General features: G+C 42.4%; 20 protein-coding genes. 14 read left to right on the plus strand and 6 right to left on the minus strand.

The window, feature by feature from the left end; all coding sequences use genetic code 11:
- The first annotated feature begins 116 nt into the window (after positions 1-116).
- Positions 117-578: a hypothetical protein gene (locus tag AC0L6N_RS08390; RefSeq protein WP_473480457.1), complete on the plus strand. Its 462-nt coding sequence runs from the start codon at positions 117-119 to the stop codon at positions 576-578.
- Positions 579-744: 166 nt separating this feature from the next.
- Here AC0L6N_RS08390 and bfr (AC0L6N_RS08395) read toward each other — a convergent pair whose 3' ends face one another.
- On the minus strand, positions 745-1212 hold the full coding sequence (gene bfr / locus AC0L6N_RS08395; protein ID WP_011574881.1) for a bacterioferritin: 468 nt from the start codon (positions 1210-1212) through the stop codon (positions 745-747).
- Entirely contained in the window at positions 1212-1691 is a 480-nt protein-coding gene (gene bfr / locus AC0L6N_RS08400; RefSeq protein ID WP_473480459.1) for a bacterioferritin, read from the minus strand. The genes bfr (AC0L6N_RS08395) and bfr (AC0L6N_RS08400) overlap by 1 nt, the downstream gene beginning before the upstream one ends.
- A 472-nt stretch (positions 1692-2163) precedes the next feature.
- On the opposite strand from bfr (AC0L6N_RS08400), the gene AC0L6N_RS08405 reads away from it, so the two are divergent.
- The 5 genes from AC0L6N_RS08405 (at position 2164) to AC0L6N_RS08425 (ending at position 6679) form a co-directional block, all read left to right on the plus strand.
- A complete protein-coding gene (locus tag AC0L6N_RS08405) occupies positions 2164-2397 on the plus strand; it encodes a hypothetical protein (RefSeq protein WP_011574883.1) in 234 nt (77 codons plus the stop codon).
- The gene (locus tag AC0L6N_RS08410; protein WP_473480461.1) at positions 2394-3224 is read left to right on the plus strand and encodes a mechanosensitive ion channel family protein; all 831 of its coding nucleotides are present in this window, start codon (positions 2394-2396) and stop codon (positions 3222-3224) included. The genes AC0L6N_RS08405 and AC0L6N_RS08410 overlap by 4 nt, the downstream gene beginning before the upstream one ends.
- 23 nt (positions 3225-3247) lie before the next feature.
- Positions 3248-3778 (plus strand): RNA polymerase sigma factor, encoded by a 531-nt coding sequence (locus tag AC0L6N_RS08415; protein WP_011574885.1) that lies wholly within the window; start codon positions 3248-3250, stop codon positions 3776-3778.
- Positions 3779-4385: 607 nt separating this feature from the next.
- A complete protein-coding gene (locus AC0L6N_RS08420; protein ID WP_473480463.1) occupies positions 4386-5486 on the plus strand; it encodes an OmpA family protein in 1101 nt (366 codons plus the stop codon).
- A gap of 302 nt (positions 5487-5788) precedes the next feature.
- The gene (locus tag AC0L6N_RS08425) at positions 5789-6679 is read left to right on the plus strand and encodes a phospholipase A (protein WP_473481288.1); all 891 of its coding nucleotides are present in this window, start codon (positions 5789-5791) and stop codon (positions 6677-6679) included.
- Positions 6680-6763: 84 nt separating this feature from the next.
- On the opposite strand, the gene AC0L6N_RS08430 is transcribed toward AC0L6N_RS08425, so the two are convergent.
- On the minus strand, positions 6764-8968 hold the full coding sequence (locus tag AC0L6N_RS08430; protein ID WP_473480464.1) for a response regulator: 2205 nt from the start codon (positions 8966-8968) through the stop codon (positions 6764-6766).
- A gap of 61 nt (positions 8969-9029) precedes the next feature.
- Positions 9030-9545, minus strand: a complete 516-nt coding sequence (locus tag AC0L6N_RS08435) for a protein-tyrosine phosphatase family protein (protein ID WP_011574889.1) — start codon at positions 9543-9545, stop codon at positions 9030-9032.
- A 353-nt stretch (positions 9546-9898) separates the two neighbouring features.
- Between AC0L6N_RS08435 and glgC the strand changes: the two genes are divergently transcribed.
- The 3 genes from glgC (at position 9899) to AC0L6N_RS08450 (ending at position 12647) form a co-directional block, all read left to right on the plus strand.
- Positions 9899-11218 carry a glucose-1-phosphate adenylyltransferase gene (gene glgC, locus AC0L6N_RS08440; RefSeq protein WP_473480466.1) on the plus strand — a complete coding sequence of 440 codons (1320 nt, stop codon included), beginning with the start codon at positions 9899-9901 and terminating at the stop codon, positions 11216-11218.
- A 208-nt stretch (positions 11219-11426) separates the two neighbouring features.
- Positions 11427-12221 carry a helix-turn-helix domain-containing protein gene (locus AC0L6N_RS08445; RefSeq protein WP_473480468.1) on the plus strand — a complete coding sequence of 265 codons (795 nt, stop codon included), beginning with the start codon at positions 11427-11429 and terminating at the stop codon, positions 12219-12221.
- A 78-nt stretch (positions 12222-12299) separates the two neighbouring features.
- Positions 12300-12647 (plus strand): rhodanese-like domain-containing protein, encoded by a 348-nt coding sequence (locus AC0L6N_RS08450; protein WP_473480469.1) that lies wholly within the window; start codon positions 12300-12302, stop codon positions 12645-12647.
- A 19-nt stretch (positions 12648-12666) separates the two neighbouring features.
- On the opposite strand, the gene AC0L6N_RS08455 is transcribed toward AC0L6N_RS08450, so the two are convergent.
- Both AC0L6N_RS08455 and AC0L6N_RS08460 read right to left on the minus strand, forming a co-directional pair.
- Positions 12667-13785 carry a 6-phosphofructokinase gene (locus tag AC0L6N_RS08455; protein WP_473480471.1) on the minus strand — a complete coding sequence of 373 codons (1119 nt, stop codon included), beginning with the start codon at positions 13783-13785 and terminating at the stop codon, positions 12667-12669.
- Positions 13763-14761 carry a 2-hydroxyacid dehydrogenase gene (locus AC0L6N_RS08460; RefSeq protein ID WP_473480472.1) on the minus strand — a complete coding sequence of 333 codons (999 nt, stop codon included), beginning with the start codon at positions 14759-14761 and terminating at the stop codon, positions 13763-13765. The genes AC0L6N_RS08455 and AC0L6N_RS08460 overlap by 23 nt, the downstream gene beginning before the upstream one ends.
- A gap of 354 nt (positions 14762-15115) precedes the next feature.
- Between AC0L6N_RS08460 and AC0L6N_RS08465 the strand changes: the two genes are divergently transcribed.
- The 5 genes from AC0L6N_RS08465 (at position 15116) to AC0L6N_RS08485 (ending at position 19768) form a co-directional block, all read left to right on the plus strand.
- Positions 15116-16036 (plus strand): diguanylate cyclase, encoded by a 921-nt coding sequence (locus tag AC0L6N_RS08465; RefSeq protein WP_011574895.1) that lies wholly within the window; start codon positions 15116-15118, stop codon positions 16034-16036.
- Positions 16037-16258: 222 nt separating this feature from the next.
- The gene (locus tag AC0L6N_RS08470; protein ID WP_473480473.1) at positions 16259-16690 is read left to right on the plus strand and encodes a MerR family transcriptional regulator; all 432 of its coding nucleotides are present in this window, start codon (positions 16259-16261) and stop codon (positions 16688-16690) included.
- Entirely contained in the window at positions 16680-18932 is a 2253-nt protein-coding gene (locus AC0L6N_RS08475) for a heavy metal translocating P-type ATPase (RefSeq protein WP_473480475.1), read from the plus strand. Before AC0L6N_RS08470 ends, AC0L6N_RS08475 begins: the two co-directional genes overlap by 11 nt.
- Positions 18933-18967: 35 nt before the next feature.
- Positions 18968-19321, plus strand: a complete 354-nt coding sequence (locus tag AC0L6N_RS08480) for a cupredoxin domain-containing protein (protein ID WP_473480477.1) — start codon at positions 18968-18970, stop codon at positions 19319-19321.
- 267 nt (positions 19322-19588) lie between these two features.
- On the plus strand, positions 19589-19768 hold the full coding sequence (locus AC0L6N_RS08485) for a hypothetical protein (RefSeq protein WP_473480478.1): 180 nt from the start codon (positions 19589-19591) through the stop codon (positions 19766-19768).
- Positions 19769-20195 lie beyond the last annotated feature (427 nt).

A 20195-nucleotide genomic window follows, 5' to 3' on the forward strand; every position in this document is an offset into this window, starting at 1 on the left:
TAAAAACCCGCGTATAATAATCAAAATGAGCCCAAAAAGATAGGCTCAAACACACTTGTAAGCCGTGTTTCTATATTGCAAACTTGATACAAATCAAGTTATTAAAATAGCAGCTCGTGAATCGTATAATTATTACTCGTTTTTTGCCATTTGCATTAATTTTACTCATCATTTGTATTGTTTACGTTAATTCAGTCGTTAATGTGAGTGCGCAAAAGGGAGCCCAGTGTCAGTTAAGCGGCACAAACAAGTGCCAGATAGATCTAAATGGCGTGCGATTTTCTGGGCGTTTTTTACAAAATGCTGAAGTTGAAGAGGAACTGAGCATAGAATTGGTCTACCCAAGTCAATACGATTTACAGCAGAGTTACGTGCAAGGTGTGAATATGTATATGGGCCAGACTGCATTGTTGAATAGCAATGTTTCGACCGTAGACAATAAAACTATCTCAGAGAATCTGTTGTTTCTAGGGGCATGCAGTGAACGAGATATGCGCTGGCAACTAGTGTTACTTTTTGTCAATCCAGCTACAGAGGATGAGAAACGAGTGTTCTTTAACTTTGAAACACATTATTGAGTGGCTATTGAAAATGTCGAAGGTTAGTCATTGGGCGGTTCAAGCACGATGATAATGTTAAGTGTAAAGTAAGCAACCGAGAACTCGTTGTACACGTCAGACTCAAAAAAATGCCTAGACAGGGGCTGACTAGGCATTGATGACAGAAATAATTTGCTGCTGTAGTTTACATCTGAGACTGCAAGTAATTAGACAGACCAATACGTTTAATTAAACCAAGTTGTTGCTCTAGCCAATGGGCATGATCCATTTCCGTGTCATCGAGTAAAACCATTAACATGTCCCGAGTGACATAATCTTGTTCAGTTTCTGCCAGAGCGATGACTTCTTTTAGTTTGTCACCCACTGCATATTCTACGCGCAAATCACTTTCCAGCATCGAAGGAACATCAGTACCAATCACCAGACCGTCACGATCAACCATGTTCGGCGTGCCTTCAAGAAACAACATACGCTCTATCAACTTAGTTGCATGACCTTTTTCATCATCAAACTCATGATTGATACGTTCATATAATTTGTTTAAGCCCCAGTCTAAGTACATTTGTGAATGTACAAAGTACTGATCCATCGCAGCTAATTCGTAAGCGAGTAGGGCATTAAGGCCTGAAATAACGTTACTTTTACCTTTCATTAGTCTTCCCCTTCAGTCACTTGAGCTTGAAGATAGTTTTGCAAGCCCATGTGTTGTATTTGATATTCTTGCGTCTCAATCCAATCTAGATGATCTTCTTCGTACTCTAGAATATCTTCTAATAGTTCGCGCGACACATAGTCCTGCTCCTGCTCACATAAACTAATGGCGTCTTTGAGCACAGGGATCTGATGTTTTTGAAACGTTGCATCGCATTGCAACATTTCTTCGGTGTCTTCACCGATCAACAACTTGCCTAACATTTGCAAGTTGGGTAAGCCTTGTAAGAATAATACGCGCTCGATGATTGCATCCGCTTGTTTCATATCCTTAATAGACTTCTTATAGCATTTTTTATCTAGCGCATTTAAGCCCCAGTTTTTATACATTCGAGCATGCAGAAAATACTGGTTAATTGACGTAAGCTCGCCAGTTAACACATCGTTTAATGCAGAAACAACTTTTTTGCTGCGCAACATAATTTCACCTATTGAATAGTGTGATAAGGTGCAAAGCAGCCCTATCTGTAACCGAATGCGCGGAGTATAGAATACTATTGCGAGCAAATCAAAAAAACCTTTTATTTCATATAGATAGATAATAGAAATGAGAATAATTGATGATTGTATCTTGATTCTTAACCGCGTAGAAAACGTGGCTAAAATGATACAGTCGACACTCCGTTCAGTGTCGTTAATCAGCAAGTATAATAGCAGTGGTGTCGTAAGACAGCATAGTCGGGAATAAAATCACACAACGCCATGTTTACTTGCCTTAATGAGTAACTTGCTGATGAGTGCAGAAATTTACATTAAATGTGTGACTTTTTAGCGTCGCACTTCGTCCAATATATAATACATCGCCTCTAGCGCTTATCTGGAAAGTGTTACACGTTCCTAGTTGGGATCTGTTCGGGTGATAAAGTGTACATCTGCACGTAGGAGAAAATACATGAGTGATGATGAATATAAAGCACTTGAGCGTCAGCTTGCTAAAGGTGCATTGACCAATCAAGTGCTTCCAGAGCCTGAGGCCATGGCAGCGAAAGTGGTGAAGCACGATAAATCAAAAGAACTCGTGCGCCTAGGCGTGCATGGTGTTTTCTCTATGTTGTTAACGCTCTTTGCCCCACTGATGATGAGCCACAGTAAAAAACTATTAAAGAAAAAGGTTAAACCTCAATGAAAGAGAATATTAGTATTTGGTTTGAAGCGGTGTCGGGCTCCCTTGCAGCGCTGCTAGAAGAAATCGCCGCATTCATCCCTTCGTTATTTGCAGCACTCGTCATTCTGCTTGTGGGCTATTTTATATCACGGGTTTTGCGCTTCGCAGTCTTTGCAGTATTGAATAAAGTGGGCCTAGACAAATTAGCGAAGGCCACTGGTATAGATCAGCAGTTGGCCAAGTTTGGTAAAGACGTGTCTGTATCTAGCACTCTCGCCATGTTGGTATTTTGGATTACTTTTTTGGTCTTTATCGTAACCGCCGCAGATTCGTTAGGCTTATCACAATTGGGCGAAACGATGGATCAGTTCCTACGTTTTATTCCTAAAATCATTGCTGCCACGTTAATCCTGCTTTTCGGACTTGCCGCTGCCAACTTAATTAAAAACGCTATTTTCAATGCCGCCAAAGCCGCAGAGTTTGATTTCGCTCGGCCGTTGTCAAAAGCGGCATATGGATTGGTCGCTATTTTAACCTTGTCTTTGACTATCAATCAGCTTGATATTGACACTGTGTTACTGGATACGATCATCGCCATTGCCCTGGCGACGCTAGGGGTTGGTACTGCTATCTCGTTAGGTTTAGGAAGCCGTGAAGCTTCGCAGAACATTATTTACTCTTTATATATATCCGACACGGTCAAAGTTGGTGATACCGTCACTACAAAGGACGGTATTAAGGGCAACGTAGTAGAGATTACGGCCGTGGTCACCATTATTCGTACATCGGACGAAAGCCTAAAAGTGATTGATAACAAGGTGTTTTTGGACGGACTAACCATACATTAAGCCTGATGTAGCGGTTAATTAATGTGCATGACTTAACGGATGTTCAACTAGTAAAACGTACTTTGCAGCGCCGCGGCGATGCATCGATGGCCTTTGCTAAGCTGTATGGACGATACCAAGGGAAAATCGCCGCTTATATTGCAGCGAAGGTTCTGTACAACTCGTCCTTAGTAGACGATGTACTGCAAGACACCTTCATGACTGCATGGCACAAGCTAGAGCAACTCAAAGAGCATGATAAGTTTTTTCCTTGGGTGGTTACCATTGCGCGTAACACCGCTATGGATGTATTACGTGAAAAAAAGCGCGTAGACGATATCAGTCATCTGTTAAATCAAGAGGAGTCCGAAACCGAGGAAGAGCTCGACCTTGGAGCAACTGAACAAATGCTCGCAAGCTTGGAGCCCCTAGACCGGGAAATAGTGGTCATGAAAGCGATACTAGAGTGCTCATTTGACGAAATAAGCTTGCAGTTAGGTTTAGCGTTAAGTGCCAGTAAGATGCGCTATTATCGCGCACTCGACAAAGTGAAAAGCGATTTATCCCAGCAGTGACATCTGCCTTCATAAGACCCGTCACCATTAAGCAAAGTCATAATATTATGAACATTGATTAATAATTTTCGCTGTTTATAACTTCCTCCATTATTGACTTCCTCCAGTAATAACCCCTCTGTTCATAAACCTCTGCATTTACATTGAATTTGTGACTTTTTGGTTACAACCAGCGTCTATTTCTCAAAGCAGGTTAACAGCAAGGGTATATAGAAACCTTTGCGTGACGTTAACGCGCAATATTGACTAGTACAGGAGTGATTCAGTGAATTTATTCAAAGGCCATTTTAAACGCAACACTTACATAGTGTTGGTCGTCCTATTTGCCATATTTGTGTTGCAAAATATGCAGTTAGATTATGTCTCTTTTCTCTTTTGGGATTTTGCGATGCCGCGATTACTTTTAATTTTAAGCACGCTGCTTGTCGGCATTATTATAGGGGCCCTCGTTCCATTTAGAAAATTACTGCCCCAGAAAAAATAAATGGCAATTCAGTGACTTTTTTGAATAGGCAGCGTCTATTCAGCAACTATCTCGCTAATGCAGCCTTAGCAGTGTTGGCGACGTTAAAAAATAAAAATATAAACACTTAATGGAGAAATAATAATGAAAAAACACACGCTAGCAGTAGCCATTTCTTGTGCCTTGATTGGCGCAACTGCTCACGCTCAATCATCATCTGAAAAAGAGATTTGGGGCGGCGTATTTGGTGAGTATTACTCAGTTTATCCTGACAAATTTGAGCCTAACACTGACTATGACAGTGGGTTAGGCTGGGGCGGCGAAATTGGAATTAAACTAAATCCAGATTGGGGTTTTCGTTTTGAAGTGGCTAAGTTAGACATAGATGCCGACACAGGTAATGGCAACATAACCGGTGAGCGTATCGGTGTAGATGCGATGTACTTCATCAATCAGAGCAACTATTACATTTTTGGTGGTCTGAAAAACCAGCGCTTTGACGAAAGCTACCGTATGGCTGATCTAGGTTTAGGTGCCCATTGGCAGTTGAACGACAAATGGAAAGTGATCACCGAACTTGCAGGGTACTATGACTTTGGTCAAGGTAACCCTGAGTACAGCGCCAAACTTGGTTTAGCGTATAGTTTTGGTAAAACCGGTGGTAAGCGAGTCAGTAAAGATTCAGATAACGATGGTGTCATTGACCAACGCGATTTATGCCCGAATACACCTTATGGAACAAGCGTTGATGTTGATGGTTGCCCGATGACAGCGGTTGATAGCGACAATGACGGTGTAATCGATGCCAAAGATGCGTGCGCTAACACGCCAATGAACGACAAAGTAGATGACAAAGGTTGCAGTATTTTCACTGAAGAGTCTAAAACAATGTCGCTAAAAATTATGTTCGACAATAATTCAAGTAAGTTAAAGAATATTGATAGTGCTAGCGTGCAAGAGTTTGTTGATTTTATGCGCCGTTACGGAACAACCAACGCTGTAATAGAAGGTTACGCTTCAGCGCCAGGTACGGATGCATACAATATGAAATTGTCAGTTGAGCGAGCACAAAATGTTCGTCAATATCTAGTCGCTCAGTACAACATTGCTGGCTCGCGCTTAGAAGCAGTCGGCTACGGTGAAACGAAATTATTGGACTCGGCCAATACCCGAGAAGCGCACCAGAAAAACCGTCGTATAGAAGCTTATGTCACAGCAACGGTTAAGATTGCAGTATCAAAATAAAACACGTTAGTCTTTTGCTGTGCACTGCATTAACTAATTAGCACTGTAAAAGCAGTCGTGATATCGATATTTATGCTAAAGGCACTCTAATGAGTGCCTTTTTTATGACATACTATTTGCAGAACAAGCCTTATCAATATGCTTGAGCATTAACATTGCGAACTGTATAAAACGATAACTCTACACAGGTATTTATTGTGCAAATCTTTTTAACCTATTCATTTTCCTGCGCTTTAGCGTTAATTCCATGCATAAGCACGGCGCAGCAGCTTGCTTCTGGTGAAAAATCGTTGGAGCAATGTATGCTCAAGCAAATGGAATTATCTGCCGATGAAATAACGCTCGGGGAGATACGAGCAATCTGCTCACAAGACAGCGCCAACCGTGTGCAAAAACGAGATCGCCTCGAACATAGAGCGTCACTCAATCCATTTGCGCTCTTACCTCACAAACCGAATTACTTATTACCCGTTACTTTTGCGAATATCAGCAAGCGGCCCTACGAGGGAGATCCTAAAGCTGAAAAATACCAAGACACAGAAGCAAAATTTCAAATCTCTTTGAAATATTTAGCGGTTGAAGATTTAATGTGGGATGGACTTGATGTACAAGTTGCCTTTACGGTCGCTAGCTATTGGCAAGCTTACAATGGGGAGATATCGGCACCATTTCGAGAAACAAATTACGAGCCTGAAATTATTTTTAACTATAGCCGTCCATGGACTTTACTCGGGTTACCGATAGAGCAAACTTTCGTATCGCTAAACCATCAATCTAATGGTCAAACAGGCGAGTTATCCAGAAGTTGGAATCGTATTATTGGTGGTGTTGTTTTTGCGCAGAATGCGAATGTCACTTGGGGTTTACGAACATGGTGGCGAATACCAGAAGAAGATAAGCAGTCTTTTGATGATCCAGACGGAGACGACAACCCTTATATCGAGCGCTACATGGGGTATGGTGAAATTGGCGGAGTATGGAGTATATCTGACAATCACACCTTAGAACTCTTGTTGAGAAATAACTTTAGAAGTGATAATCGCGGCGCAGTGCAACTGGGCTGGACCTTTCCAATCACTCGTCATCTCAGAGGGTATGTGGAGTACTTCAATGGATACGGAGAAAGCTTAATCTATTACAATCAACATACTCAACGCTTGGGTCTTGGGGTTAAACTTACCAACTGGTTATAAGTGAAATCGGTAAATGGCTCTGCGTGATAAAGTGGACGGTTAGCTTAAATTCTAAGCATGCTAACGCATTTTGTCCTCACTAGCTTAATGTACAACGCGTAGAGCTAATTTAATCACGTTGTTCAATTCATGATACATAACGGGTTTCACCAAGTGATAGCTCATGCCAGCTTCCTTTGTTTTCAGTTTGTCTTCTTCGTAGGCATTGCCGGTAAGCGCTACAATTTCAGTATCCACACCTTGGGCTTTAATGCATTTTGTTGTTTCAATACCACTCATATCAGGCAGGTTAATATCCATTAAGATTAAGTTGAAAGGTACCGTTGTTGCTAAATGAAGAGCCGCTGCACCAGTCGTTGCCACTTCGACTGTGTGTCCGTTTCGCTCGAGCATTGTTTTAACGACCTCTGCATTAATTGGCTCGTCCTCCACAAGAAGTACGCTAGCAGGCTCAAAGGCTTCTGTTTTTAAAGAGCTTTTGTCAGACAGCACTCTGATTGAGTCAATAAATCGATTTTTATCCATTGGTTTTGCGAAACCTTGCCACATATGTTCGGTATTAAATCGATCATGACGAATGGACTCAGGCGAAGCTGATATGAAGATAAAGGGCGGGGCACTGGTACCAAACATCGCATGGATAGTTTCCGCTAATTCATAGCCGTTATACCCAGGCATATGAATATCAATAATTAACCCTGCATAATCTAAAATTTCGTCTTTCATAAGCAAGAATTGGGTAGCGGAGTCAAACAAATCTACCGTGAAACCATCTTCTTGCAGTATATGTGAAATGTGTAAACGGCTAGTTTCTAGATCATCAATTACGGCGAACTTCGCTTTAGGATTAAGGTTCAGTGGCGTATTTGACCCAACACACTTTTCACTTCGCCCAAGTGGTACAGAAAGTGTAAACGTACTGCCTCTTCCCAAAGTACTGCTTAACGCAAGATCCCCGCCCATTCCTTGTGCAAATTCTTTCGCAATGGTTAATCCCAACCCCGCACCGCTCATCGCAATGTTTTTTGTTTTGTCGACTTGGAAAAATTTATTAAAAATTTGATCTTGCTTGTCTTGCTCTATGCCAACGCCAGTATCATTTATAAAAACGTCCAGCATGTAATGCTTGTTAACGATACTGAGTTTAACGTTGACTGAAATTCCACCGTTTACCGTAAATTTTACTGCATTATCTAGCAGGCTCTTTAATGCTTGAGTGAGCCTAAGTGGGTCTCCTATAGCGAATTGAGGAAGGGCGGAAGCCGCATTGTAGGAAAAGGTTAAGCCTTTCGTTTCAGCACTAGAAGCAGTAGGGGCGATAACTGAATCTAATACGGTCAGCAGTTCAAAATCAATTTTGTCAAAGGTTAGTACTTTTGCTTCGATGCGTGATATGTCTAATAACTCATCCACGAGGGACAAAAGTTGATTGCCCGCTTTTTGCGCTTTTTGAATGTAAGCTTTTTGATTATCTATATCTGTTTCTTGGCTGGCTAGCTCAAGCATGCCAAACATGCCACTAATAGGAGAGCGTAGTTTGTGGCTCATATTTGACAGAAATTGATTCTTTGTTTGTTGGTCCAAACCGGCATCTCGCTTTACTCGATATGCGCGCTTGGTATTAAGAGAAAATCGATTTATCAGTTTAAAAAGCATTTGTTCGATAGGATAGATTAGGGCCACGATCGTTATTGCAAAGACAATCAAACTGATAATGCTAGCAAGAATGCTAACGTTAACCATATGTCGACGGGCTTGTTTTTCATTTTCAGTAAATTGTGCTTCTGCCTGATCTAAATGATCTACTAGAGGATTATACTTGTTGGATTCAATGGCTTGGTTGTTTCGGGTTTCGATCAATCCTGATGTAATAATCTGTTCAACATAAGCAAAAAATGCTTTTGACAAGCTATCGATGTTAGCTGAGTTAGAAAAATATAGATCATGAACGGAGTGATTACCTCCTTGAAAGACATTCCGTGGTAAGTCAGCAATTAAAAAGTAACTGTGATTATCACTAAATTGCTTCATCAAAACGATACTCTGACGTCTCAAAACGCGCTTTTCTTTAATGGCGAGCGGCTGTTCAAAACGATATAAATTTAGCGTGATGTCACGAACAAGCAGTGACTGCTGAGAGGATAATTGAACAAACTCACTCGCTTTAGCTCTATCTTGTGCGCTGGAATAAGCATACAACCAAGGCAGACAAAGTAATATCAAGCTCACGACTGCGTAAATGACATAGCAACGCCTAATCTTTTGTTTAACAATGTGTTCAATATTCAAAATATGTCATCCAAGTGGCGTCAGTAGTCGGGTTGTCGAGCTGATTACCGCTCAGTCAGTGCTAATAACTGAGCTGCACGTGACGGGGCTGAATAAGTAATCCAATCGCTGTCTCGGGGGCCAGTGAGGCGCCTAAAAAATTAAAATCAGCCAGCGTGATATCAGGAAAATGCTCCACAATGGTTTGCTCAATCATCTCTACTACTTTGGAAGATTGACTTACCAGTTCGCTCCTCGCTAGCGCATTGTCGAATAACAGGCCGTTTAAAATTAGCTGTCTATTGATTGGATCAAACACAATATTGCCGGTTAATTTAAACGGAATATTGATGCTCTCACCATGGCGCTGAGCAAGCATCGAAAACTCAACGGTCACGTGTTGTTCTAAAACGTTTAATACTAATTTTGGGGCAAAAAAGGCGGCTTTAATGCCATTAAAATCCAATGCAAATGGGAACTGCTGGTTAAGTTGATGGCTGATCTGCCTGATTGAAACACGATGCTTACCGTGATCATCTGCTGATGCAGGGAAACTCAAAACAATTAAAGCGACACACACTGTTATTAAGCTCTGCATAACATTACCTACTTCTATCTACTTATGTTCAGAGTAATCTTTTACGCAAAATAGTCACTTGTACTTTAGGCGTATGTTTCACGCTTTGGGTTAAGAACACCTACGTAGTACATATTCAAGCATTAACGGTCTGCGCATTAAATTGCAGTAAATGAATGGTAAATAAACTTCACTAGGTATAACATTGAACAGACGATTTGTTCAGCATTTGGCATTAAAACGTTGTTTTTATATAGGTAGAATGCTACCGGGCAGGGGAATGTGTCGTGTCGTTTTACTTTAAGATGAAGAGGCGCATACTGTTGGCTGCTTATTCTGCCATGTGTTTATTGCTCATTAAAGGAGGTTAAATCATGGTTTATGCCGCATCGAGATATGTTAGTCAGTTAACGAAAGATACGCTTGCATTGGTGCTTGCCGGTGGCAAGGGCACGCGGTTAAAAGAGTTAACTGAGCATCAGTCAAAACCCGCATTGCATTTCGGGGGCAAATTCCGTGTCATAGATTTCACTTTGTCAAATTGTGTTAACTCAGGCATTCGGCAAATTGGTATTGCCACCCAATATAAATCGCACTCACTATTACGTCATTTGTCACAAGGCTGGAGCCACCTTAATCGTGACATGGGTGAATTCGTAGAATTGTTGCCAGCTAGTCAGCAATGTTCATCGCGTTGGTACCAAGGCACTGCAGACGCCTTGTTTCAAAATATCGAATTCATCAAAGAGCAGTCCCCCAAATATGTATTGGTGCTTGCGGGTGATCATATCTACAAGATGGATTATGCAGACATGTTAGCTCAGCATGTGCAAAGCGGTGCGGACGTTACAATAGGGGGGATTGAAGTACCTGTCCATGAGGCGGCGAATGCTTTTGGTGTGATGCAAATAAATAAGTCAGGGCGTGTTGTGTCTTTTGATGAAAAGCCTGACTCGCCGTCGCCTTTGCCCGAGGATCCCGCCTTGGCATTGGCGTCAATGGGTATATATGTGTTTAATACTGAATTTCTGCTCAACGAATTACAAAAAGATGCTCATTCCTTAACCTCGGAGCATGACTTTGGTAATGATATCGTTCCTCAATGTATTGCCGATTACGAAGTGCATGCGTTTCGCTTCACTGACTCTCTTTACGGACTCAAACCTTATTGGAAAGATGTTGGTACATTGGATGCTTTCTGGCAGGCAAATATCGATTTAATTGAGGTGACACCGAAATTAGATATTTATGATGATTCGTGGCCTATCTGGACTTATCAAAAACAATCCCCCCCAGCAAAATTTGTGTTTAACAATGACAATCGACGAGGTAGTGCAACTGACTCAATGGTCTCGGGCGGTTGTGTTATCTCGGGGGCGACTATTGACCGCTCTTTGCTTTTTGTAGATGTGCGTGTTCATTCCTACAGCAAAATAACAGAGTCAGTCATCTTGCCCAACGTAGAGATTGGTCGTGATGTGAATATTCATCGCGCCATTATTGCTGCTAATTGCAGTGTTCCTAGTGGGATGAACATTGGGTTTGATCACGATGAAGATCAAGCACGTGGCTTTAGGGTAAGTCCGAATGGCATTGTATTGGTTACCCAGAACATGCTTGAAAACCTGCGGGAACAAGCGCCTTGGGAGCATGCGATTCAACGTTATTCACAGCCTAAACAACTTCATTCTTAAGTGGTCATTTTATGGTCTATAGAAGGCCGAAAGTTGGGCGTGTAATACCTTATAAAATCGAACTATGCGGGTTTAAAAGAGTCGTCGCTTAAGTCTATAGGTATAAACCGAAACCGATTACGCACAACACCGCATATCGAATAGCTGAGCAGGTGGTTATTATAATAAACACTACCTGCTTAGCCAGAACGTTTATAAGGAATTCACTATGACCCAGTCTCATTCTATACAAGGCCCAACGTGTGAACATTGCGCTCTATCAAGAAACTGTACAGAAAAAGCGGAACAACTAGCAAATAAATCAAATAATCCGGTTTTGACCCACAAAATTTACCATAAGGGTGACAAACTGTTTTGTGCTGGTGATGCGTTTAACGCTTTATATATTGTGCGCTCTGGCTCAGCTAAAGCGAGTATTTCATCTATGGATGCTGAAGAGCAAATCGTTGACTTCTGCTTTCCGGGCGATTTAGTAGGTACTGATGGCTTTGCACAACTGCAACACGCGCAAACGGTCACATTTTTAGAAACTAGCAGTGTGTGCTATATCAGTCTGCATTCAGTGAATGCTTTGCTGGCGAATTCCGAGCAGGGTCGTCAACAGCTTTTGGGTAATATGAGCCGAAGCTTACTGATGCAACAACAACAAACCATGAGCTATCACTGTATGACATCTGCACAGCGCGTGGCAGGATTTTTACTAGATCTCTCAGCTCGACTCGCTAAAAGAGGGCTGTCTAGCAACCAGCTAACGTTAAGTATGACACGTATCGATATTGCTAATTACCTTGGCATGGCAATCGAAACCATTAGTCGTTTGCTTACGACGATGCAACAACAAGGCCTAATTCAAGTTCAAAGACGCCAAGTTACCTTGTTGGATATACCTCAATTACAAGCATTGAGTCGTTTTGAAGTAGAAGAAAACGATTCACTATTTATGCAATCCAATACGGCGTTATTACATGCGAATTCGTATACTTCGCAAGCCATGATCCAGTAATACCCAAAACCATCAATGACTCACTAAAGACGTTGGGTTAAGCTAATCAGATCATTTTCAATGAATTTAAGGTTAGATATGGCTAAAACATTATTAGAAATAGTTGAAGAAATTAAACAGCATATCCCACATTTTGATTGCGATACGGCTGCAGCCAATCGAGCAAAAGACAATGGTTTACTGATTGATGTTCGTGAGCCATCAGAGCATGAAACAGAAAGTGTCACAGGGGCAATAAATATTCCTCGTGGCATATTAGAAATGAAAATGCTCACTTTAGAGCCGAATAGATCCCGGCCTATATATTTACATTGTGCCAGTGCGGTGCGCGCAGCACTGAGTGCGGAGCAATTGCACCGAGTAGGATATACCCATCTCTATGTAGTGACTGGAGAATTAAAAAATATCATTCAGGCCCATGCTTGATCATTTGAGGAAAAGGCGTTTAGTCCAATATTAAGTCTCGGCTTGTGTTGGGCGTCAAGTCCGGGGTGCCGAAGCAAATTCCCATCGCGATAGCGGTTTGAAGTGTTAAGTCATCAGCGGGTACATTACGCGTCTTGTTTGCCACGCTCTCAAGTGCGACGTGGGAAAGTCTATTGCCTTTTTGGATCACAGCGCGGTTGAATTGTTTACTTTCCACTAATTTGGCGGCATAACTGCCCAAATTAGTGGCAAATACTCTATCGAAAGATGTAGGGGAGCCGCCACGCTGAATATGGCCTAAGGTGGTTGCTCGTATCTCTGCATCCATGAACTCGCCTAATTGCACCTTCAATTGTTCTCCGATCCCCCCTAATCGGGAAGGCTCAGGACTATCCGCAATATTTTCTCTTACGCTTACTTGGCCATTGACTGGCCTTGCTCCCTCTGCAACCACCACGATAGAAAAGTGATGGGAGCCCATACGTTCAGTGCACGCTTTGGCAACACGTTGTATATCGTAAGGATATTCAGGTATAAGAATGCTATCTGCACCCCCAGCAACTCCTGCATGCAGGGCTATCCAACCGGCGTTACGTCCCATTGTTTCAACAATCATGATCCGCTTATGAGATTGTCCTGTGGTGCGTAAACGGTCAATAGCATCGGTAACAATACTAACCGCTGTGTCAAAACCAAATGTTCGCTCAGTACACATCAAGTCGTTATCTATGGTTTTAGGGACGCCAACGACATTGATGCCTAATTTGCTCAGCTCATAGCCAATACTTAACGTACCATCTCCGCCTATGATAACCAGAGCATCTAATTGCAGTAGATCGTAATAGGCTTTAACCTCACCAGAGCAGTCTTTGCCTTTATAGTTAAAGGGATCTGCACGGTTACAGGTACCGATTATCGTACCGCCTAACGCAAAGATTCCACTGCAATCTTGATAGCTTATGGGTCGACTACGACGCTCAATAAAGCCTAAAAATCCATCTTCAATGCCTACGATTTCAGCGTTTGATGTCAGCATAAGTGTTTTCGCGACACTACGTATCGCCGCGTTTAGACCAGGACAGTCGCCACCGCCGGTCAATATTCCAACGCGCAGGTTATTGTGGGTTAGTAACGCCATTAACGACGGCTCCATTGTGTTCAAACTGATCGATATTATCTAAGGTGACCTGTGCGATTTTTGTCATTGCTTCTTTGGTGAAAAAAGCTTGATGACAAGTCACGAGTACATTTGGAAAGGTAGTCAAGCGCGAAAACACGTCATCTTGAATGACGCTGTCTGATAAGTCTTCAAAAAAGAGTGCTTCTTCTTCCTCGTAAACGTCTAATCCTAATAAGCCGATTTTGCCTGCTTTAAGCACTTTAATCGCCGCCTTAGTATCAATTAACTTACCACGGCTCGTGTTGATAATCGTTACGTTAGGTTTCATTTTTGTTAATGCTGCTTCATCAATCAAATGATGAGTCGAATCATTAAGGGGGCAGTGCAGTGAAATAATATCACTTCGTTGAAACAGTGTTTCTAGCGACACGTACTCAACGCCTTCATCGATACATGAGTCATTTTTTTGCACATCATAGGCGATAACACGACAGCCAAAGCCAAGCATTATTTTGCTGAAAATTTGGCCAATTTTGCCTGTGCCAATAACGCCTACCGTTTTGCCATGAATGTCATAACCCATTAAATTATTGAGTGAAAAGTCACCTTCTCGTACGCGGTTATAGGCTCTATGAACCCGCCGGTTAAGGGTCATCAGTAAAGCGACAGCATGTTCAGCAACGGCGTAAGGTGAGTATGCTGGTACGCGAACCACGCTTAAACCTAGCTGTTCTGCAGATGCTAAATCAACATGGTTAAAGCCCGCAGAGCGAAGTGCTATTAATTGAATGCCTTTGTCTTTTAACGCGCTAAGCACCTCGGCATTTAGGCAATCGTTAATGAAGGCACACACTGCTACTTCGTCGGTTATCAAGTTTACCGTCTGAGCATTTAAATGCGGTTCAAAATAGCGAATGTCGTGATGATGCTCTTTGTTTTCTTGCGTAAAATATTCTCGGTCGTAGGCTTTGGTATTATAAAAAGCAATTTTCATCAATTTGTTCCTTAAGCGTGATACCCGTTAGCAAAAAAATATTGTACTCATTGTTTGTTCGGACAAATTGATAGTGAGCAATTTTCTCATTTCTTTACTCATCCTTTTTATTATAATTTTTTTTAAGATTTATCTATATAATATTTAGATTAACTTACTCAAATAGAGCATCGACAATATGAATTGCTCGTCGCTTTTAGCGTATCTTGCAGCGATTTTTATTCAATTAACGTGATATTTTTTATAAGCCACTGCCGTGTTATTTTGTTCCCAAGTTTAGGAATGGATTTTGCTTAATGGTTACTATTGAAAAGCAAAACTGATGTTTATTATTCACTAGAAAGGAGTTTACTTTTGAATCAACCCACTACATTCCTGACTAACGACTCGTTAGCGAATGCAAAAATTTTAGTGGTGGACGATCAACCTATTAATATTCAGGTGATCAACCAGATACTGGGGGATAGCTACCAATTAAACTTCGCTAAAACGGGCCAAGAAGCGTTAGATATTTGCTTGCGTGACGCACCGGATCTGATCCTGATGGACGTTATTATGCCGAATTTAGATGGCCTTACCACCTGTAGAATTATTAAGAACGATCCTGAAATAAGTGACATTCCTATTGTATTTATTACCTCATTGCAGCGCTCAGAAGAAGAAAACGCGTGCTGGCAAGCCGGTGGCATTGATTATATGACCAAGCCGGTGAATCCGTTGCCGTTGAAAAACCGTGTTAGGGCGCACCTCACATTAAAATTTCAAGCTGATGTTCTTAAGAAGCTAGCCTATCTGGATGGCCTAACTGGGGTGTACAACCGGCGCTATTTGGACGAGTATTTGGCGAAGCAGGTAGCGCAAGCAAAACGGACTAATCAGCCAATTTCTTTACTCATGGTCGACGTTGATCTGTTCAAGCAGTACAACGACGAATACGGCCATCTAGTGGCCGACGACCAGTTGAAACTTGTGGCCTTAACGGTAAGGAGCAGTTTAAATCGCCCAACTGATATTGCGGCAAGATATGGCGGTGAAGAATTCACGTGCGTGTTACCTAACACAGACGAACGCGGCGCAAAGCATGTTGCTAAAAAGATTCAACAGGCTGTTGACCAACTTAAAATCTCTCATCGGCTGTCACCGCATCAAATTTTGACGGTCAGTATAGGTGTATCTACTATTTTGCCAGACCAGAATTATTCTAGTGATCTTATTTCTATAGCAGATAAAAACCTATATAAAGCCAAACACACAGGGCGTAACAAGGTCGTATAAGACTTCACCATTTCACTGCTATTCATTCTCGTTTGTTGTCTCAAGCATTCTGGCCTGTTAAATCAAGCACACTCACACTGTCTTACCTTCGAGGGGCTCAGTGCATTAGGCTTCCAGCATAGATCTGATTGTCGTCCAACACTTTGTACTTGACCTGTGAGTGGCACATAGGTTTAACATGCATTCACTCGCTCAAAGTCAGCCTACTCAGAGGAGCACAATATGTTGGTCAAGCAATTAGCAGATCTTGTCGGTGTAACATCCGACACAGTGCGCTATTACACTCGGGTGAAGCTACTAAACCCTGCCATTAGTGACACGAATGGCTATCACTCATATGGCGCTAGCGATTTACGCCGCTTGCGTTTTATTTTAAGTGCAAGGCAATTGGGATTTTCGGTAAAAGACATACACAGCATTATCAGCGAATCGGAGCTGGGCAATTGTCCGTGCCCGTTAACAAGAAAGCTCATTACCCAACGACTAGCTGAAACTGAGGTGCTGTTTAACGAAACGTTAGCGCTGCGTAATCGCATGCAATCAGCTGTAGCACAATGGGACCAGGCACCTGATGGAGCCAGTGCAGAACAGGTGTGTAGTTTGATTGAATCGTTTGTCGACCCCATAGCGACGGAGGCCCAAAATGAGCAGTAAAAGCAAAGTAAAAACACAATCCTTTATGATTGAGGGAGCAAGCTGCGCAAGTTGTGTGAGTAAGATTGAGAAAGCGTTAGCAAATGTAGAGGGAGTGACCGGTGTAGAAATGAATTTTGCACAACGAACCGTCACGATTGACGGCGATGCAAACAGTCATGCATTAATCCATTCTGTGACGGATATTGGTTATAACGCCACACCGATGAATTCGGCCTCAGAGCAGGATGCATTAGCTGAAAAAAACCAAGCCGATGAAGCGCACTACAACAAATTGATGCGCAATATGGTAATTGCTTTGGGCCTAGGTATCCCTTTAATGCTGTATGGCTTATTTATTGGCGATATGAGTGTTAACACGTTTAATCAGCGCATCGGATGGGCGATTGTAGGGCTTGTTACGTTAAGCGTAATGATAGGCACAGGAAAACACTTTTATATTGGTGCTTGGCAGTCCTTCAAACATCACTCAGCAAATATGGATACCTTGATAGCACTTGGGACGGGCACTGCTTGGGCTTACTCTATGTTGGTCATACTTGTACCCAACCTGTTACCTGAAATGGCGAGACACGTCTACTTTGAAGCATCAGCAATGATCATAGGGCTTATTAATCTCGGGCTAGCGTTTGAAGTCAAGGCAAGAGGGCGCACATCTGAGGCGATTAAAAGACTGATTGGCTTGCAACCCAATACCGCACGAGTCGTGAGAAATGGGGAAGAGGAAGACGTTGACATAGCACAAGTTCAACTTAACGATATCGTGCGCGTGCGACCCGGTGAAAAAATCCCTGTGGACGGCGAACTGACAGATGGGCAAAGCACAGTGGATGAATCGATGTTAACCGGTGAGCCCATGCCGATTAGCAAGACCGTGGGTGACAAGGTGGTTGCCGGCAGTATTAATAAGACCGGGAGTATGTTGTTTAGTGCGACCCATGTGGGCAAAGACACCACTCTATCTCATATTATTAATATGGTTAAAAAGGCGCAAAATTCGAAGCCGTCAATAGGGCGCTTAGCAGATGTGATTTCTGGTTACTTTGTACCAATTGTCATGATTTTGGCAGTGATATCAGGTTTGGCCTGGCTCAACTTTGGGCCTCAGCCAGCCATTGCCTATGCCATAACGGCTATGACTACCGTGCTAATTATTGCTTGTCCTTGTGCGCTCGGCTTAGCGACACCTATGTCTGTTATGGTAGGAATTGGTAAAGCGGCCGAGGCTGGAGTACTGATCAGGAATGGCGAGGCATTACAAAGCGCCTCAAAAATCACCACTATGCTGCTGGACAAAACAGGAACAATTACCCAAGGCCAGCCCGAAGTAACCGACATATCAACGTTTGAACAACGTCAAGAGTCTTGTGTCATGGCGTTAGTAGCCAGTTTAGAGAGTCAATCTGAGCACCCCTTAGCCCAAGCAATTGTGGGGTATGCGAAACAGCGCGATTACCCGCTTAATGCAGTCACCAAGTTTGACGCGATCACCGGTAAAGGGGTGACAGGCTACCTAAACGGTGAGCATTTGTTATTTGGTAATGAAGCACTAATGCATCAATTTGGGATAGACGTTAGCGTTGCTGTTGAACAAGCAGGGACGCTAGCAAATGATGCTAAAACGCCTATGTATTTTGCGGTCGACCAAAAACTGAGTGCTTTGATCGCGGTATCAGACCCGATTAAAAGCGATTCTTTAGCTGCCATAAAACGGTTACAAAACAAAGGTATTCACCTTGTCATGCTCACCGGTGATAACGACGCTACAGCGAAAGCAGTAGCAAAACGAGTGGGCATTGATGATTACATCGCCCAGGTTATGCCCCAAGACAAGGTGGAGGAAGTAATCAAGCGTCAAAAACACGGAGAAGTTGTTGGTATGACAGGGGATGGCATCAATGATGCCCCGGCACTTGCGCAAGCTGATGTGGGGTTTGCGATAGGGACAGGCACAGATGTCGCGATTGAAAGTGCAGATGTGACGTTAATGCGCGGTTCCCTGCATGGTTTGGCTGATGCGTTGGCAATAAGTCAAGCCACCATTACCAATATAAAACAAAATCTGGTCGGCGCGTTTATGTATAACGTTGCTGGAATTCCTATTGCCGCCGGCGTGTTATTTCCATTTTTTGGCATTTTACTTAATCCTGTTGTCGCAGGCGCGGCCATGGCATTGTCGTCGTTAACCGTGGTGAGTAATGCAAATCGATTACGTTTTTTTAAGGCTAATAAATCAGCTTAGAGCGTATTTCCTTAAGACATGTTTGGAGTTAACAGATGTTGTTCATAAACCTACTAGGTGCACTGCTTATCGTGGCTATCGTGTGGTGGTTTTGGCTTTATACGCCTAAGCGTGCGCAATCTACCAGTAACCAAATTAAGATTTTAGTCAATAATGGGGTTTACCAACCTAGCAATATAACGGTGAGCGCGGATACGAAGATAACGTTGGATTTTGACCGTCAGGATCCTGCACCTTGCGCTGAAACAGTGATTTTCCCCCAATTGGACTTAAGCTTGGCGTTAAAAATGGGACAAAGTAACCGTATTGAGCTACCTGCGCTAAGTGAAGGCCAATACGACTTTCACTGCCAGATGCAAATGTATAAGGGAAAGCTCATCGCAGGGTGATGATTGAGGGCGAGTTAGAGTTACGTGTAATTATTTCATCTTCATGGTGGCATTTACTTTCCTAATGCCCTTAAGTATATGTTTCCATCTACGAACTTAGCGCTCTTTGCCTTGAATCCTTTGGGATAGGGGCGCTTTGTTGATGACAATAAGGCTGGCATATCCATTGCTATTACATTGACAAGACAACTTGTTTTAACAAATGCACGTGATAACGGATAGCAAAAATACGTTACACCACTGATATAGCCAGCAAGGAGAGTCACAATGAAAACATTCCAAGACAGATACAACCTACACGCAGACATTGAGTCTATCGAAAATTATATTGATGGTACGTTTCGAAAGCTAAACAGAACGTCTCGCTCTTTGCATAAACCTTTACAGGTCAACAGGTATAAGTCTAAGTGGAATGATGAAGACCAACCTCATCGCTTCTCGCACTAATAGTGCAAGATTAGCTTCACCCATGCCGATTTAATAACACCTCACCTTTAAAAAGCGCCTATATCGATGGGTATTGCTCAGTTGACTATACTGATATAGGCGTTGATTAAACAACTTCACCGTTCGCGATACGCCAAATTAAGCTTTGATAACTTCTGCGTATCAAGCCTCTCCTTTTACAGCACATTCAAAGTTAGTTAACCCTCATGCTACCACGTTATGTTTGTTGGCCTCATTTGCTATGGAGCATGTTCCGACAGTGGTGTTACTTGCGCCTGCTGGCTACGTTCGTTTTATTCGGACTTGGGTTGACATGGATCAAGCTTCTTTTTCTCAAATCGACTTTAATTATATTGTGAGATTAGTGTTAATAAATCCATATGCGGTATGAAAATGTCACCTTTGACATTAATATAATGAGGAGAAA

Source organism: Paraglaciecola sp. G1-13, assembly GCF_055809255.1.